We start from the raw sequence: 16,686 nt of genomic DNA, 5'->3' as shown, positions 1-16,686 counted from the left end.
AACCGCGCCCAAACGTAGCCACTACGGCTTATCGACTGCGCGCGAAGCTGGCTCGCCGTGAAATGTCGATCTTGCGCCGACAGGGCGCTGCAGTGCGGCAAGACGGAACAGCGGCGGCGAGCGCCCGTCAGCTTCGTGACCGCCGGGATGCGGGACGCGTGGCGGCGAGAAGGTGTCCGATCTTGTCGATACGTACGACGGTGCCGGGTTCGGGTGCGTTGACCATGTGGGTGGGCGAGATGGCGATGCCCACATGCGTGATGCTCGCGGTGCCGGGCCCGTAGTACACGAGATCTCCCGCCTGCAGCGCTGATCCGGCTGGCACGAGTGGTCCCATGTTGTACTGGTCTTGGGCGACTCGCTCGAGCTTGATTCCCGCTGCGGCGTAGGCCGCCTTGGTCAAGCCTGAGCAGTCCCAGCCGCCCTCGGCGTCTCCGTCGCCGCCCCACACGTACGGCTCGCCGAGCTCTCCGCAGGCGAACCTCACGGCTACGAGCGCGGCGGGCGCGACCGCGAGATCACTGGCCGTTTGCAAGGCGGTGCACGCGGCAGCGGTCTCGGATGCGGCCTGGGTGTAGATGGCGGCTTGGTCGAGGACTTTGCGGACGTACCAGTCGGCGTTGTTGTAGCTGAAGATCGCCCGGTAGAGGTCTTTGCCATCGCGGGCACCGGAGTCGCACAGGTAGTGGGCGGCGGCGTGGATGGCGTCGTGTGGGTTGTAGCGCGACGGTGGGGCCTGGCCGCCGGGCGGGATGATGTGCCGGGAAGTCACCGAGGCGAAGGTGGGGGCGAGGAACTGCATCGGTCCGCCCGCGCCCGCGAAGTTCTCGCCGCTGTGCACGCCGGGCAGGGTGGAGCGGCCGTGGTCGGTCTCGACCTTGCCGATAGCGGCGAGGATCGACCAGTCCAGTCCTGGACACACCCCGGCTGCCGCCCGGTACAGGACGAGGTAGTCGGCGGGGATGTCTGACAGCGCGGTCGCGCTGGGCCGGCCACTGCCGCCGAGAATCGCCGAGAGTGCACCTGACACCCCACCGGCGATCAGCATCGAGATCACCAGGATCGCCGCGATCACAGCGGCACCGATCTTCACGATCATGGGGTGTTCACCGCCTGCCGGTGCTCGGTACGCGTGAGATGGGTTTGGGCGGCATTGGCGCGGGCGCGGGGGCCGTCAGCGGCAGCGACACGTCTGCCCCCGGCGTCGGCTCACTGCCCTCGTCGGCGCTGGGAGGTGAGACGTGCGGCCAGGCGTCGAGCAGCCGATGCAGCTCCCGCCGCGCGCTCACGCCGCCCCCGGCGGTGCCTGTGGTGCCCAGGGGCATCCAGACCTCGTCGGCGGGACTGGGGTGCGCGGCCTCAGGGTCGAGCAGTTCGGCCGCAGCGGTGGCGACCGGAACCGAGCGCGGGTCGTCGAGCTCGCGCCAGGCGCGCTGCAACAGCCGGCGAGCGGTGGCCTCGCGCCGCGAGGTCGGCAGCCACACCAGCAACGGGGTCGTGATGCCGGTGGCCGCGGCGAGGACGGCGTAGCCGGTGAGTTTCCCGGCGAGCTTGGCCAGGACCTCGGTGCCGAAGTCGTACTCGAGGAAGAACTCGACGTCCCTGCCGCCAGTGGTCCAGCGGCCGTAGGCGTCGGGTTTGATCAGGTCCCCGAAATGGCGGGCGCAGCGGGTTTCCGACCACCATGCGCCCAGCGCGGTGTGCTCGGCCGGATCGGTGTGGCGGGCGCGGTCGACCAGGGCGGTGAACCACTCGGCGACGCCGACGGTGTGCGCGAGTCGCAGGGAGTGGGCGATGCCGAAGGCGCGGTCGTGGCGGTAACCGAGTTCTTTGACGTCCAAGCCGTCCTCGGCGGCCAGCACCGCGGCCCCGGCGGGCGCGAGGATGTAGTGCATCGGCGCGGTGCCGGAGGTGATGAACGGCTGGAACCGGTCGACCACGCCCCACTGGAACAGCTCCCGCAGTCGCATCCGGCCGGACCTGAAGGACGGGAACGCGAGTGCGGTGATCTGGTGGGCGGTGAGCACGCGGTGTTCGTGCAGCATCCGGATGATCCACCGGTCCCTCGGTGTCAACCGGCCCGCGAGCACCGCCTGGTGCTCGGCGTTGTTCGCCGCGCGAGGGGTCGGCCGGGTTGCCTTGTGGCCTCGAAGGGTTCGCTGCCTGGTGGGATTGGTGATCATGGCATGAACCTCCGGGAGGTTGTTGTGCGAAAAGGGCTTTCGTCCGCTGCGGGGCGCGGGGGAGGGTGGGTCATGGTTGCTGGCGGCGCGGGTCGGCGTTGCGCGCCCGAGCGCCGAGCTGTTCTCGGCGATCGCCGTTGGCCGGCCGTGTGTGCTCTGAGGTGGTGGCGGGACGCCGTGGAGACCGGGATGGGGTTTGCGGGCCAGATGCGGGCGTGACGACACCTGGGATATGGCTGCGCGAGGCGCGTCGGGCAATGCCGCGGATTTCCCGTGCGCGGCCGGGGATTGCGCGTGGGAGCGGCTGGGTGAGCATGGTGAATGGCTGTGACTCCTCCCCGTTCAGGACAAGCCGGACGGCGGCGTGGTAGACGCCGAGGTGGGCCAGGTCGTGGTCGGAGAGCCGGGGCGTGGTGTGCCGGGACAGCTCGCGCGCGTCCTCCGGGCTCGCGTTGAAGAAGATCTTGCTGCGTGCGTTGGTGGACATGCCTTCCCGCAACTCACGGGGAAGCTGCCCGAGGTGCTGGTGCGCCAGGGTCATCGCGACCCGGAACCCCCGTGCCTCGGCGAGCATGTCCTCGATCGGGTAGGGCAAGTGGAGGAAGTTGTGACACTCGTCGATTACGAGCGAGGCGTCCTTGCGCTGGCGTTGCGGAGTGCGGGCGCGCGCGGTGGTGGCCTGCCAGGTGCGGGCGACCACCAGCGACCCGACCAGCCGGGTGGTCTCCTCGCCGAGCGAGCCTTTAGGGATACGCACCAGACAGATCCCGCCGTCAAGCACACTGGACATGTCCACTGTGGAATGACCGCCCGCGATGGCGTCGCGCACGAACGGCCGCAGCAGGAACGCGCGCAGCTTGTTCATCAGCGGGCTGATCACCTGACTGCGACTGGAATCGGTGAGCTCCTCGTACCAGGACCAGAACCCGCGCAACACCGAGTCGGTGACCCCGGCCGTGACCCGGGACCGGAAGGCAGAGTCGGCCAGCAACTTGGGTAGGTCCGCGAGAGTGGCGACGCCTTCCTGGCTGCGCAAGGTGAGGCAAGCGGCGCGCATCACGTCGTCGGTGCGCGGACCCCAGAACGCTGAGTAGACCCGGCGGAACACCGAGACGAGGTTGTCGACGGTCAGGTCGGTTTCTCCGCCATCGAGGGGGTTGAGGCACGGTGGTCGGGACTTCGAGTCGGCGTCGAAGATCACTACGCGGTCGCCGGCCGATTTCGGCAGCCGGGAGAGCACGTCGGTGACGAGGTCGCCCTTGGGGTCGATGAGCACGATGCCTCGCCCGGCTTCGGCGTCGGCCAGGATCATGTTGGCCAGCAAGGTGGATTTGCCCGAGCCGGTCGCGCCGATGACGTGCAGGTGGTGCCGTGCGTCGGGGACGCGCAGCGCCACGGGGCGTTCGTGGCCGGTGTCGGTGACACCGATTCGCTTGGCCTGCGGTCCTGGTGTGGCGATGCCGGGTGGCGGTGCGATCGCGCGGGCTCCGGCGCGTTGGACGCCGGGGATCGCTTCATCGATCGGCAGGTGCGCCACGGCGGCCAGCTCACCCACGGACAGCAGGTCGCCTGTGCCGAGACGACGCCTGGCCAGCACGACGCCAGGTTGGCGCAGGCGGTGGCGGGTGTAGTGGTTGTACTCGGTGTAGGAGGCGAAGCTCGCCGCGAGGGCGTGTGCTCGGCCGCGGGCGACGTCCCGTGCTGTGCGGACCTCGGTCTCGGCGGCGTCGGCCGGCAGGAGGGTGGCAACGGCGTAGCGGATGACCGTCTCGTACTGCGAGCCGCGTTGCTTGGCGACGATGGCGCGGTTGTGCGCCGCGTACTCCAGCGCGGTCTGCGGATCCGTATGCGGCGCACCGGATTTCGTCGTGTTCCGCGCCCGCCCGGTTGCCGCGCTGGGGGTGATCAGGTCGAGTAGGCGGCCGGCCACTCGGGTGGAGCGGCCGGTGTGTACCCGGCGCGCGGAACGCCGCGCTCGGGCGACCCGGCGGCCGGTGACCGGGCGGGCCAGGATCTGCACGCAGGCGTACTCATCGCGGCCAAGTCCGACCGGAGCGCCAATCAGCGCGCGCAGCGGGTCAGCGCCGAAGTCGGTGCGGATCGGCAGCGCCTCGGACCTGGCCAGGCGCAGCTCACCGCCGACGACCAGCCGCCGCTGCCCGGCCTCGGGTGGCGGCAGGGGCAGGTGGGCTGGACCAACGCGGGTGTGTGCGCCCGGCCAGGCGGCCTCGATGGCGCGTTCAACCAGGCCGGGCGGGATCACGCCGGGCACCCACAGCCGGATGGCGACACCGGCTTCGGAGAACACGTACTCGCACGCCACGTGCGGTTGCCCGGTGAACCACCGGCGCCAGGCCGGGCGCAGCAGCCCGACGAGGTTCGACCACAAGGCCTCGCCGCCCGCGGGATCCACTGTGGGCGGCGCGAGCACGGTGATCTGACGGGCTTCGGCGAGCAGCCTGGTGTGGCAGCGCCGCGCCCACCGGCGCCGGCCAATCACGACGCCCGCGACGCCTATCGCGAGCGTAGAGGCGACGACCGGTCCCCACCTGACCGCCCACGCCCGCATGTGGCCCAGCAGGCATAGCAGCGCACCGCCGGGGTCGCGCAGGTAGTCACCAAGCCACCCGTCAGCCAGGCCCGTCCGCGCGAGTACGTGAGCAACCAGCGGAGCAGACAGCTCGGGGTGGGTGAGTGCAGCAGGAAGCCAGGCAACCATCACAAGTTCTCCCAAGAAAGTAGGGAATGCTCGATCAGCGGCGAGACGACCGGCGTCAGGCGGCGTCGAGTTCGATGTCGTCCTCAGCACCGAACGACCCGAGCTCGTCGCCCTCGGCCGCGTACGCCTGCTGGTCGGCGAAGCCGAGATCGACGAAGGACTGCTCGTCGTCGGACTCGCCGGTGGGGTCGGCGTCCGCGGCATACCCGGCGAGTTCTGCGGGCGCGGTTGTAGCCAGGTAGTTCTCGCTCGGCGAAGCAACACTTTGAAAGGCGACCCGCTGGGTTCCCGCCGACAGCAATCCCTGGCCCCTCTCCGCCGAGAGCAGGAACTGTCGTTCCCCGGCTGACAGATCGAAGGTCTGGGTGATCTCGTCGATGGCCTGGGACGCCTGCCGCAGCAGGATCTGGGTCGCCGCGTTCGCGACCACGGCCTTGCCGAGATCGTTGCCCAGCACGTCGGCGGTGTCCTGGGTCGCGACGGTCAGGCCCGCCCAGTGCTTGCGGGCGGCTTTGGCCATGCGGAACAAGAAGTCCGCTCCGGACGGGTCTTTCATCAGCAGCCACGCCTCGTCCACCACTACCAGGCGAGGACGGCGAATCGCGGGATTCGACACCCGCCGCCACGCCGAGTCCAGCGTGAGCAGAGTGCCAATGGCTTTCAGCTCGTCGGGCAGGTCTCGCAGGCTGAACACCACCAGGTGACCTTCGGGTGTGGTGGAGGTCGGCCCGTCGAACAACTGCTTGAACGCGCCCTCCACATAGGGATGCAGCCTCGCCGCGAGCTCGGCCCCGGCCCGGTCGCCGGCCTGGCCCGCGGTCGCGAGCTGATCGCGCAAGGACCGCAAAGTGGGCGCGGGCCGGGTCCAGGTGCGGGCGTCTGAGGTGATCCCGGCCGACTGGTAGGTGGCGGCGATGCCCCGGTCCAGTGCGGCCCGCTCGGCGGCCTGCAACTCGCTGCCGACAAGCACGGAGATGACGGTGTGCAGGAACAACGACCGGCGCACGAGCGCGTCTTTGGGCGCGGTGCGGTGACCATCCGGGCGGGTGTGGATAGGCAGGTCGAGCGGGTTGAGCCGGACACCCGCAGCACCGAGGTGGACATACGTGCCGCCGACCGCGTGCGCGAGCCGGGCGTACTCGTCCTCGGGGTCGACGACCGCGACCTCGATCCCGCGATACAAGCTGCGCAGCAACTCCAGCTTGACCAGATAGGACTTGCCCGCACCGGAGCGGCCGAGGATGACCGAGTTGTGGTTGTGCATCCCCGCGCCGAACCGGTCCCAGTGCACCAACCCCTGCGATCCGACGTTATAGCCATAGAGCACGCCGGACGGCGCGGCCACCGACGTCGGATCGGCCGCAGGCAAATCCGGGCTAGTGAACGGGAACGCCGCGGAGAGCGCGGAGGTGTCGAAGGTGCGGCGTATCCCGATCAGGTCCAGGCCCATCGGCAGGGTCGACACCCAGCCCTGCAAGGCTCGGTAGGTGGTGTGTTTGGCGTCGAGCAGCAGGCTCGCCGCGAGCGAGCGCAGCGCGGCCACCTCATCAGCCAGCGCCCGCTCTGTGGGCGCGTGGATCGTGAGGTATAGCCCGACGCGGAACAACTTGCCTTCACCCCGAGCCACGCGAGAACTCAGGTCGTAGGCGTCCTCGGTCGCGGCTTCGACCTGCGGGTCGTACAGGCGCCCGTGCTCGGCGGTGTGCCGCCGACCGGACTCGAGCTTGGCGAGCTGCTTGCGCAGCCGCGCGGAAGCGGTGGCCGGGTCGATCGGCTCGACGTGCAGCGCCACGTCCAACCGGCCGGGATAGGTCATCAACGGTGTGAGCCAGCCGGGGTGAACCTCACGCGGGAACCCGGTCACCGCGAAGCTGGAGACCCATTCGGTGCCGACTTCCAGGTGCCGGGCGCCGACGGACAGGGCGTCCGGGGTGAACGCGGTGGCCCGCTGGTTGGCGGCCCGCTGGTTGTGGCGGCGTTGGCCGCACCGGGACCGTGTTCGGGTAGTCATCACACCCGTCCCCTCTCTGGGAAGTCGTCGTCCTCGTAGTCCCAGCCGTCGTCTTCGTCGTCTGGTTCGTGCTCTCCGGTGTCGGCCGCGCTGTGGTCGGCCTGCCAGAACGGGTGGTCGTCGCCGAGGTCACCGTCGGTCAGGTCGGCGCTGCCGGCGGTGGTGATGACCTCGTCGGCACCGGCCAGGGCCGCCGAGGGCGGCAACAACGTGTCCGGGTTGCACGCCGACGCGAGCACGGCGGTGGACTGCCTGGCATCCAGCGGGGTCACCACGATCCCGGCGGGCGCGAGCAGCTCGATCGCCTCGTTCAAGCGGCGCACCAGCCGGGATTCCGCCGCTCGCCGCGTCGCGGCGCTGGCCTGGGTGGTCTCGCCGCGCCCGCGGCGTGTGCCGCGGGTCAGCGAGGCCAGCACCGCGAGCGGGCCGGGGCCGCCGAGCCCGTCAGCTGGTGCGGCGGCGCCCATCGGCTCGCGCAGGATCAGTAGCACCTGGCGGCGCAGCAGATCGGTCTGCTCACCGAGCTGCACCAGGTAGTCGGCGTGCTCGAGCGCGGCGGCCTCCAGCGCCGGGTGTGGCAGTCCGCCCGCGCGTTCGCGCAACTCGCCGATCTGGCCGGACAGATCGAGCCGTTCGGCGCGCACCAGCACCTGCACCGGGGCAGTCAGGCTGTGCAGATAGCGGCCGAAGCTGGCCACCAGAGACTCCTGCTCGGACGGTGTCCGCAACGCGAAGTTCACCGTCGAGGCCACCGCGACAACGGCCAGACCGTCGGTACCCAAGTCCACGACGCCGGTGTCGGTCACGGCCTCGGCGGGCAACCGCAACGCCGACGGCGAGATCTGCCCGGACACCGGCGCAGAGTTCCTGACTGTCTCGGCAGGACTGTTCTTGCCGGAGCCCTCCGTCCGGGTCGCGCTTGTCGCGGTGGTTTGGGCGGTCAGCCATGCTGGCGCGGGCCGGACACCCTCAGGGGCCGCCACTTGGTGACGTGGTCGGATGCGGTGACCGATCGCGGCGACCAGCAGCCGGTCCATCGAGATCCCGTCGCGCTGGCCGAGCGCGACGACCGCCGCGCCCGCCCCGACCGGGATAGCCAGCGCGAAAAACACCGGCAGCGGCAGCACCGCGCGGGTCACGATCCACCCGGCGTAGAGCACCAGACCGGTCACCGCGAGGATTGCGAGCTGGCGGGCGGTCAACGGGCCGACCACCTTGTCGGCCATATCGACGTCAGCGGGAATGCGCACCGAGCTCACGGCGTACCTCCAGGAGTGGGTGGTGGCGGCGAGGTGCGCCGCGGTGGTTTCGGAAGGTCCAGCGGGAGCCGGAGTTGCCGGCCTGCGGGCGAGGCTGGTCGCGGTAGTGGCGCCGGTGTGGGTGTCGCGGGCGGCACGCGGCGCATACCGTCCAGCGGCAGCGGGTACTGCCCGGAACGGGTCGGCCGGTTGCCCTTATACGGGTCGAACGGCAGCTCCGGCTGTGTTCCGCGTGCCCGTGCCGGAGGCGGCGCCGGTGCCGGTGCCGGGCTCGGCGGACGCGGTGTGCGGCGCACGCCGTCCAGCGGCAGCGGGTACTGCCCGGAGCGGTCCGGCCGGTTACCCCGGTACGGGTCGAACGGCAGTTCCAGCTGCTGCCCGCTACGACGGCGACCGCCACTTCCTGACTGGCTGGGCGGGACCGGTGGCGGGGGTGTCGACTTGACCCGCGTGACGTTCAGCGGCAACCGGTACTGGCCGTTGCGTCCCAGGACTGGGTTGTTCTGCGGCCAGTTGCTTCCGAGTGGCAGAGTCAGTTGGCGTCCGCGCTTGACAGATGGTTTCGACGCGGGAGCAGGTCCGGGCGTGGCCACCGGGCGGCTGCGGCGCAGTCCAGGCAGCGGCAATATGTACTGCCCGCTGGCGGTAGTGCGGGTGTGGGAGTAGGGATTCGCCGGTCCGCCACCACGACCGCTGCTTCCTCCCTGAGGTGGTACACCGCCGCCGGCCGGGCGTGACCTGCTGCCACGACCGCTCCCGCCGCGCAGGAGGCCGAAGGTCTTGTACGCCACGAACGCGCGCACCAGCGAGCCGATCAGCGAACGCCCGCCACCGCCGAGCTGGATGTGGGCCATGACCCAGCTGGGGATCTTGACCAGGATCCAGAGCAGGCCGCCCGTGGCGATCAGGTTGACCACGCCGTCCGGGGTGGGCCCGAGGAAGGTGAAGCCGCCTTCGGAGAAGAACACCCGCAGCGCGGTGATCAGCGTGAGGGACTGTCCGATTTGGATGGCCAGTACTCCGAAGAAGGCGCGCCACCACCAGCGGGCGATGCCCTCGGTGTGCTCGAGGCCGTGGCAGCTCAGCGCCAGCGGTGCTCCGGCGACCAGCACGGCGGTCAGCGCGATACGCACGATGTAGGTGCCGATCAGAGAGACGAGAAGGACGACCAGTCCGAGCGCGATCAGCACGCCGAACAACCCGGCCGAGTTGATCGAGTTCATCACGGTGTTGGTCAGCAACGCGGACATCGTCTGTGCCGCACCGCTGGGGTCGACGCCTCCGCCGACGAGCGCGTACGAGAGGGCGTTGGCGAGTTCGATCGCCTTCGCGGCGAGGATCAGTGACAGGTTCGCGGCCAGGAATCCGACCACGATGCGGGGCGCGGTCTGGCGGATCGTGGTGCGGGCCTGCAACGTCTCGTAGGCCATCAGCACGATCCCGGCCACCATGATCAGCAGCGCGTAGCTGGAGACCGCGATGCCGCGCGAGGACTCCCACAGCTCACCGATCCGGGGCAGCTGATCCAGCGTCGGCGTGGCCAGCAGCGTCTGGGCGACCAACCGCAACAGCGAGTTGAGCGCGGCCACGACCAGTGCCCAGAAGAAGCTCTTGATGCCATCGGCCATACAGGCGCCGATGTCGGTGATGCCACACGAACCATTGGGAGAGCTCGGCGGCGGCACCGGTGGCGTCGTCGTTGATGTCGTGACCGGTGACGAGGTCGTGGTTGTTACCGATGACGCAGGGACGGACGTAGTGCCACTGGGCAGGCACGGGACGGGGAGCGGTCGCCCCGACGCGGCAGTACGGCACGGATCCGGCTGTGCTGTGGGCGATACCGTGCCGGTAGTGGCCGACGGGCACGGCAGTGGCCCGAGGCAGGGTCGGGCGGTCGTCGTGGCCGACGGCGAGGGTGTATCCGTCAGGCAATGCAGAGGCCGTGGACCCGGCAACAGACACGGATTCGGCGCGACCGGGCCAGGCTGCGCCGCTGCCACGGCCGCCGCGCCGGCCACGAGCGCCAGCAACGCGGCCAGCAGCAGCCACGCCGCGCGCCGCCGGAAGGCACCTGGCCTGACAGCAGGGGGACGGTCTTCGTCTGGCCTTCCGCCGAGCAGCCTGGATGTGCGAGAGAGTCGGCGCGGCGCGGGAGCCGATGCGCGGCGCGGCGGAGGCGTGGTCGCGGGCATTGTCCTACGCCCCCACGATGCCTTTGAGCACGCTGACGACCAGCGGGGCGAGCGCGGCCAGGCTGTAGCCGATCGCGGCGGCCTTGAAGCAGTCCTTGGACTTCTCGTGCTCGCCGGGGTCACCGCCGGCCATCACCCGGCGGACCCCGCCGACGGTGAGGAACACCGTTGCGAGCAGGGCGAGAATGCCCATGATCCAGGTGCGGATATTGGTCAGGACCTGGTCGACCGACGCCACCTCGGCCAGCACCGTGACGCTCTTCGCGTGCGCAGTCCAGACGGGCACGACCAGCATCACAACCGCCACACCGGCAAGCACCACGAGTGTGCGTCGCAGACAGGCCTGCCCTCCCACTACCACCGAAGACATCCGATGTACTGCGGTTGTAGCGGTGCACGACCGCGCGGCGTGCGAGCGCGTGCGTCGGACTCGGTGGGACCGCCGGAGGGACTCGGCGACGGGTCGGCTGCGAGGGCGCAGGGCGCCAGCGTGGTGACGTGGTGAGCGGTGAATGAGGGAATGGGTCAGGCGCATCGCGGCACCCCTAAGTTTGTTGATGTTCAGGGAGGAAGAGCCCTGGATGCCCAGGGCGACGGGGTGTGGCTGATCGCGGCACTGCCGATGGCGTGGCTCCCGGAGGATGGCCGCCTCGTCGCTCTGGACGCCCTGGTCGCTGATTGAGATGTGCTGCGCCGAGTCGCTACTTAGGGGTCTGCCGACAGGTCGTCCGTGGGGTTGTTCAGCAGAGACCGGAGGTGGCAACGGATGACGGCACGACCAGGCCCGCTGTGGGTGGGCATCGACGTGGGCAAGCGGTTCCATCACGCGGTGGCCGTCGATGCCGAGGGCACCGTGGTGTGGTCGCATCGGGTGCCCAACGAGCAGACCGCGATCACCGAGCTCATCGGCCGCACCACCGACACGGCATCCGATGTGCGCTGGGCGATCGACCTGACCTCGGCCGCTGCCGCGCTGTTGCTCGCTCTCTTGCTGGCCACCGAGCAACCGGTGATCTACGTGCCCGCGCGCGTGGTGAACCGGATGAGCGACGCGTTCGCTGGCGAGGGCAAGACCGACGCCAAGGACGCACACGTCATCGCTCAGACCGCACGGATGCGCCGGGACCTGACCCGGCTGGCCGTGCCCGAGGAACTCATCGTCGAGCTGAACCTGCTGACCGGGCAACGAGAAGATCTGACGGCCGACTGGGTCCGCGGCGTCAACCGCCTGCGCGGTCTGCTCACCGGTGTGTTCCCGGCACTGGAAGCCGCACTGGACTACACCACCAGCACCGCGCTGACATTCGTCCTCGAGTACTGCACACCTGCGGCCATCCAGCGCGCGAGCGACACCGAACTGACCGCGCACCTCGCCACCCACCACGTGCGCGCGGATCGCGCGGCCAGCGTCGTGCGCAAGGCCCGCGCCGCAGCCGATGCGCAGACCATCGCCTTGCCTGGCCAGGCGTTGTCCGAGGACCTGATCCGCCAGATGGCGAGTGCTCTGCTGAACCTTCGCCGGCAGCTCAACGCGCTCGACAAGCTGATCACCGCACGGTTCCGTGCACACCCGCAGGCACAGATCATCGAGAGCATGCCCGGCATGGGACCGGTGCTCGGCGCCGAGTTCCTGGCCATCACCGCAGGCGACCTCAGGGCCTTTGCCACCCCAGCGAAGCTGGCCACCTACGCGGGGCTCGCGCCGATCCCGCACGACTCGGGAAACCGCAGCGGCGTGCTGCACCGACCCAAGCGCTACCACCGGCGGCTTCGGCACATCTTCTACATGGCGGCGTTCTCCAGTACTCGCACCGAGGGCCCGTCCCGGGCGTTCTACGAACGCAAGAGATCCGAGCACCAACGGCATACCCGCGCGATGGTCGCCCTGGCGCGCCGCCTGGTCGATGTTCTGTGGGCTTTGCTGCGCGACAACCGACTGTGGGAGCCGATCGCGTCGATCACGCCGCGGGCTGCTGCTTGACACACGCATTGAGATCCTCCGGAGTCGGGTCCGCCGGCCGCCGGGTGGTCCCGGTCGGTCGGGCGGGCGAGGCGGTCTGCGCGGGAGCGGCTGCTTGTTTCCCGCAGCCCTCGACTCCGGATTTCGGGGCGTTTTTCAACACGCGACCCCGAACTTTTTTCGATGACTTTCCGCCGAGCTTGGTCACCGTGTGTGACTCGTCGTGTGGAGGTGCGGAGGGACGCGTGGCTTCACGGGCGGCGGCGGTGATGGTCGCCGCGTTGACCGCGCGGATCTCCACGTCGTGGTCGCGGCGGTCGCTGGGGTCATCGAGTGGGGCCTGCCCGGACAACCACGCGGCCAGCCGGTGTTCGGCCCGGCGGCGGACTTGTTCGATGGCCTTGTAGCTCACGCCCCAGTCGGCGGCGGCCTGGGTGAGCGTGTACTCCGGTTCCAGCCGGGTGGCGCCGATCAGCTCGGCCTGCTCGCCGGTGATCACACCCTCGGCCACCGCGCGGGCGAGCACGAAGTCCGGATGACCCCACGGCGAGGTCGGCTCGCTGGAATGGAAGTCCTCATCCGACGGCATCGGGCGTTCCAGCGCGTCCCGGATGAACAGATGTCCCGCGCGCAGAGCGGCGCACCGCAACCGCCACATCACCCACGGCCGGGTGAGGTCGATCGTGGCCAGCTCCGACAGAAAGCCGGTCAGGATCGCGGCGTGGATGTCGTGGTGATCGTCGGCGAACGGTGCGCACAACTCGGCGGCGATGCTGAACAGCGCGGGCAGCGCGACCCCGACGCAGCACACCGTCGCGGCATCTCCCTCGTCGCGGGAGCGGGTTACCAGATGCACCCAGACCGGGTCCACAGTCGCCATCGGCAGCTTCGGGTCCAGCAGTAGGTCCCGCAGCTCGTCCAGGGGCACCTGCCGCCGGGGCAGACCTGGGAAACGCCAGCCCTCGACACAGGCCGGGCTCGGCCCGGCGACCAGCCATTCAAACGCCGTCCGGGCGGCATCCAAAGGCAGGGAATCCCGCCCGAGAGGAACGCAATTCAAAACGTGACGCGAGACCATGTCCAGACTCCTTGTGTGATCGGAGAACAACGACCACGCAAGGAACTCAAATAAAGTCCACCAAAACGCCACCAGACCGCCACGAAAAGGCCACAACAACGCCACTGATGATCTTGGGTGATCGTCTCAAGTCGCCACGAAGATCAGCCGGTTGCGCATCGGCAGCCTCAGTCAAGATCGTTTGATGATCACGGTAGACGCCTATCGAACTGCTGAGACGAGGTCTTGGTGGCGTTGTGGTGGCGCTCCGGTGGCGGGGCAACGCCGCCAAGAGGCAGTACAGGCCCACGTCTCGAACCCTGCAGGGAAACTTGCCCAAGTTGGCCTCATTGCTTTTCTCGGCAGGCTGCTCGCCGGTTCTCCGCGCGGGCGCAGCGCGCGAGGGCCTTTGCTCGCAGCCTCGTGGGCTGCCGGGTCAAAAAATTCCCGAAAAAGTCGGGTACGCAGTGTTGAAAAACGGGCCAAATTTCGGAGTTGAGGGGTGTACGAGGGCGCCACATCACCAGGTGCACCCCTACGGCTCCTGCGAGGAATCCATGCCCCAGTCAGACCACACCGCGCACCGTTCCCGTCGACACGGCCCGACGCGGCGCGACGACTCCACCCGCCCGGCGAACAGCCGCACCGCCATCGCCTCCGAGGCCGAGCGCCGCCCCTATCCGACTGCCCCGTCCACCACCAGGATCAGCCCCGCCACACCGGGCGCGCCAAGTGTCCGTGCCCGGTCGCGCGGCTCGGCCCCCACGCCCGCCCCGGCGACGGTGTGGACGGCCGGCCCGGCGCCGATCGACCTCGACGCGACCTGGCCGGCACCGTTCATCGAGAAGATCGTCGACGCGTTCAGTAAGCCCGGCGGACAGGTCGCGCTTCTGCCCTGGCCGAGCGCGCAAACGTCTCCCGATGACCGTCCGCAACGCACGCCGGTCTTCGCCGACGTGGTGCTCAAGCACGCCCCGGAGGCCGAATCCGCCGACGCGCTCGCCGACGCGCTCGCCGCCGTCGAGGAGCTCGGCCGGAGCGGTCGCGTAGTGCACGTCGCGGCGGACCCGAGCGCCACCGGTCCGGGAACGCGACCGTTCTGGGCCGACCTCGACCACACGGCAGTGACCGACGCCCCGCCCTCGCGCTCGAGCCTCAGTCACAAGCTCCCTGGAGAAGTCCAGGATGCGGCTGCGGACACCGACTTGATCATCACGAGTCTGCGTCCCGAGTACGGCGGCGACCGGTTCAGCGATCTGGTGGCGTTGGTCGCGGCCCGGCTGCTGCGGGTCGGCGGCATCCTCGTCGTAATCACTCACTGTGACTGGTCTGCGGGTGAGCTGGTCGACCCGACCGGCGCGGTCGTGGCTTCGGCGCAAAACGCTGACCTGCTCTACCTGCAGCACATCGTGGCCCTGCATGCGCCGGTGCGCGGCGGCCGGTTCGCCGACGACCCGCTCACCGATCCCGACGGCCCGGCGGCCGAGAACGAGGCCCGCGCCCGTCACCGCGCGGTCGTGCGCGGGCTGCCCGAACCCCATCGGCGCATCCACTCCGACGTCCTGGTCTTCGCCCAGCCGCACGACCACGAACCGCCTCGCCTGAGCCCCGGCGACGCTGCGCGCGAGGGCGGAGTCATCCGATGACCAGCGTGCCGTTCCCGAACCCCGCTGAGCCCGCACACCACCGTCCGGAAGGCACGCCCGTGGCCGACGACCGCGCCCCGCACACCCTGTCCGACATCCCGGCTCCGCCCCAGGCGGGCAAGCCGGCGAACGACCCGGCCCGGCTCGTCCCGCACGCGGTCATCGGCAGCCCCGCTGACCTCGACGGCACCACCAGCACGGCCTCTGCCCGAGCCGCGGCCAGCCCAGTGCGGGAGCCTGCAGTGTCGGTGTGGACGACCGCGCAGACCTCCCCGGCCGCCCAGCGCAAGGGCCGCTACGTCGCCGACTCGACCGCACACCCGGCCAAGATGCTCCCGGCTGTCGCCGCGCACGCCATCGCCCACTACACCCGGCCGGGCGACCTGGTGCTCGACCCGATGTGCGGCATCGGCACCACTCTCGTCGAAGCCGTGCACGCCGGACGCCGCGCCGCCGGCATCGAGTACGAACCGCACTGGGTCGACGTCGCGCGCGCCAACCTCGTCCTCGCCCACCAGGCCGGTGTGGCGCACGAGGGCCGGGTGTTCCATGGCGACGCTCGCCAGATCGGTACGCTCCTGCCGCCGGAGTACCTCGGGCAGGCCGCGCTCGTGGTCACCTCGCCGCCGTACGGGCCCTCCACCCACGGACAGGTCGCGGTCACACCGGGCAAAGGCATTCAGAAGTACCACCACCTCTACGGCAACACCCTCGACCGAGGCAACCTCGCCAACATCGGCCACCAGCGGCTGCTCTCCGGGTTCACTCGCATCCTCGCCGGACTCGTGCCGTTCCTTCGGCCTGGTGGGCACATCGCCATCACCATCCGGCCCTGGCGAGAACATGCCGAACTGATCGACCTGCCCTCGCAGATCCTGGCCTGCGGACTGCACGCCGGCCTGATCTCGGTCGAGCGGTGCGTCGCGCTGCTCGCGCGCGCTGCCGAGCACGACCTCGTCGCGCGGGGCTCCTTCTTCCAGCGCGACTTCATCCGCAAACAACGTGAAGCCGGGCTCCCGTTGCACCTGATCGCACACGAGGACGTGCTCGTGTTCCGTACACCACTCATGCCCCAGAGTTCACGCGAACTCAAGCGTTCTCAACACGAACCCGGTGTCGCGACGCGGTCACTGTCGAGGGTGGACAGTGGGGTTCGCGCCGAACCCGAGGGCGTTGCGGCATGAACGCACCGCCCCACCGTGCCCGGCGCGGACCACAGCCCACGCCGGGCACGGTGATAACAGCCCTACCGCACACGCTGCGCGTTCCCGAGAGCCTGGGGCCCGTCGTGGGATCCGTCTGCACTGGCTATGGCGGGCTGGACCTCGGCGTGCTCGCCGCACTCGGCGGGGGCCGCATCGCCTGGTGCGCCGACCCCGACCCGCACATCCGCCAGATCCTCGACGCGCGCATGCCCGGCGTGCCGAACCTCGGAGACCTCCGCGCTATCGACTGGACAGCGGTGGAGCCGGTCGACGTGTTGACCGCGGGCTGGCCCTGTCAGGACATCTCCGCCGCCGGGCGGCGCGCGGGCATCGAGAAAGGCACACGCAGTGGACTGTGGACCAACGTCGTGGAGGGCATTCGGATACTACGACCAGCGTTGTGTTCTCTGCACTTGTCAAGCTGGCGAAGCGGGACAGCGACATCGTTGCTCGT

Annotated in this window: 11 protein-coding genes and 1 pseudogene; 4 read left to right on the top strand and 8 right to left on the bottom strand. The window is 69.9% G+C overall.

The features are described from left to right. Positions 1-127: 127 nt before the first annotated feature. The 7 genes from PV646_RS40920 to PV646_RS40890 all read right to left on the bottom strand — a co-directional run bounded on the left by PV646_RS40920 (position 128) and on the right by PV646_RS40890 (position 10,650). A complete protein-coding gene (locus PV646_RS40920) occupies positions 128-1,099 on the bottom strand; it encodes a C40 family peptidase (protein WP_500348104.1) in 972 nt (323 codons plus the stop codon). Positions 1,100-1,106: 7 nt separating this feature from the next. After that, a complete protein-coding gene (locus PV646_RS40915) occupies positions 1,107-2,183 on the bottom strand; it encodes a replication-relaxation family protein (RefSeq protein ID WP_500348102.1) in 1,077 nt (358 codons plus the stop codon). Positions 2,184-2,253: 70 nt separating this feature from the next. After that, a complete protein-coding gene (locus PV646_RS40910) occupies positions 2,254-4,917 on the bottom strand; it encodes a DUF8128 domain-containing protein (protein ID WP_500348100.1) in 2,664 nt (887 codons plus the stop codon). 40 nt (positions 4,918-4,957) lie between these two features. Then, positions 4,958-6,913: a VirB4 family type IV secretion system protein gene (locus PV646_RS40905; protein WP_500348099.1), complete on the bottom strand. Its 1,956-nt coding sequence runs from the start codon at positions 6,911-6,913 to the stop codon at positions 4,958-4,960. After that, positions 6,913-8,172 carry a PrgI family protein gene (locus PV646_RS40900; protein ID WP_500348098.1) on the bottom strand — a complete coding sequence of 420 codons (1,260 nt, stop codon included), beginning with the start codon at positions 8,170-8,172 and terminating at the stop codon, positions 6,913-6,915. Before PV646_RS40900 ends, PV646_RS40905 begins: the two co-directional genes overlap by 1 nt. Beyond that, on the bottom strand, positions 8,169-9,800 hold the full coding sequence (locus PV646_RS40895) for a TrbL/VirB6 family protein (RefSeq protein ID WP_500348097.1): 1,632 nt from the start codon (positions 9,798-9,800) through the stop codon (positions 8,169-8,171). The genes PV646_RS40900 and PV646_RS40895 overlap by 4 nt, the downstream gene beginning before the upstream one ends. 568 nt (positions 9,801-10,368) lie before the next feature. Beyond that, the gene (locus PV646_RS40890) at positions 10,369-10,650 is read right to left on the bottom strand and encodes a pilin (protein ID WP_500348095.1); all 282 of its coding nucleotides are present in this window, start codon (positions 10,648-10,650) and stop codon (positions 10,369-10,371) included. Between the two features lie 480 nt (positions 10,651-11,130). On the opposite strand from PV646_RS40890, the gene PV646_RS40885 reads away from it, so the two are divergent. After that, positions 11,131-12,345 (top strand): IS110 family RNA-guided transposase, encoded by a 1,215-nt coding sequence (locus PV646_RS40885; protein WP_500348094.1) that lies wholly within the window; start codon positions 11,131-11,133, stop codon positions 12,343-12,345. Here PV646_RS40885 and PV646_RS40880 read toward each other — a convergent pair. Continuing rightward, positions 12,323-13,402, bottom strand: coding sequence for a hypothetical protein (locus PV646_RS40880; RefSeq protein ID WP_500348093.1), 1,080 nt, complete (start codon positions 13,400-13,402; stop codon positions 12,323-12,325). The two genes, PV646_RS40885 and PV646_RS40880, sit on opposite strands and share 23 nt — an antisense overlap. A 536-nt stretch (positions 13,403-13,938) precedes the next feature. Here PV646_RS40880 and PV646_RS40875 point away from each other — a divergent pair. The 3 genes and pseudogenes from PV646_RS40875 to PV646_RS40865 form a co-directional block, all read left to right on the top strand. Then, entirely contained in the window at positions 13,939-15,027 is a 1,089-nt protein-coding gene (locus tag PV646_RS40875) for a hypothetical protein (RefSeq protein WP_500348091.1), read from the top strand. Beyond that, a complete protein-coding gene (locus PV646_RS40870; protein ID WP_500348090.1) occupies positions 15,024-16,211 on the top strand; it encodes a TRM11 family SAM-dependent methyltransferase in 1,188 nt (395 codons plus the stop codon). The genes PV646_RS40875 and PV646_RS40870 overlap by 4 nt, the downstream gene beginning before the upstream one ends. Continuing rightward, positions 16,208-16,618 (top strand): annotated as a pseudogene (locus PV646_RS40865) (DNA cytosine methyltransferase); the annotation flags it as partial. The gene PV646_RS40870 and the pseudogene PV646_RS40865, both read left to right, overlap by 4 nt. Between the last annotated feature and the right edge of the window lie 68 nt (positions 16,619-16,686).

Origin of the sequence: Streptomyces sp. ID05-26A, assembly GCF_033794685.1 — a bacterium.
Taxonomy (GTDB): Bacteria; Actinomycetota; Actinomycetes; order Mycobacteriales; family Pseudonocardiaceae; genus Lentzea.
Note: the sequence above shows the minus strand (reverse complement) of the source record. Positions and strands in the feature narration are given on the sequence as shown.

Bases quoted from the DNA above. Each gene is read 5' to 3' on its own strand.
- PV646_RS40915 (WP_500348102.1), bottom strand. From the start codon at position 2,183: ATGATCACCAATCCCACCAGGCAGCGAACCCTTCGAGGCCACAAGGCA.
- PV646_RS40880 (WP_500348093.1), bottom strand. From the start codon at position 13,402: ATGGTCTCGCGTCACGTTTTGAATTGCGTTCCTCTCGGGCGGGATTCC.
- PV646_RS40885 (WP_500348094.1), top strand. From the start codon at position 11,131: ATGACGGCACGACCAGGCCCGCTGTGGGTGGGCATCGACGTGGGCAAG.
- PV646_RS40870 (WP_500348090.1), top strand. From the start codon at position 15,024: ATGACCAGCGTGCCGTTCCCGAACCCCGCTGAGCCCGCACACCACCGT.
- PV646_RS40895 (WP_500348097.1), bottom strand. From the start codon at position 9,800: ATGGCCGATGGCATCAAGAGCTTCTTCTGGGCACTGGTCGTGGCCGCG.
- PV646_RS40875 (WP_500348091.1), top strand. From the start codon at position 13,939: ATGCCCCAGTCAGACCACACCGCGCACCGTTCCCGTCGACACGGCCCG.
- PV646_RS40905 (WP_500348099.1), bottom strand. From the start codon at position 6,913: ATGACTACCCGAACACGGTCCCGGTGCGGCCAACGCCGCCACAACCAG.
- PV646_RS40920 (WP_500348104.1), bottom strand. From the start codon at position 1,099: ATGATCGTGAAGATCGGTGCCGCTGTGATCGCGGCGATCCTGGTGATC.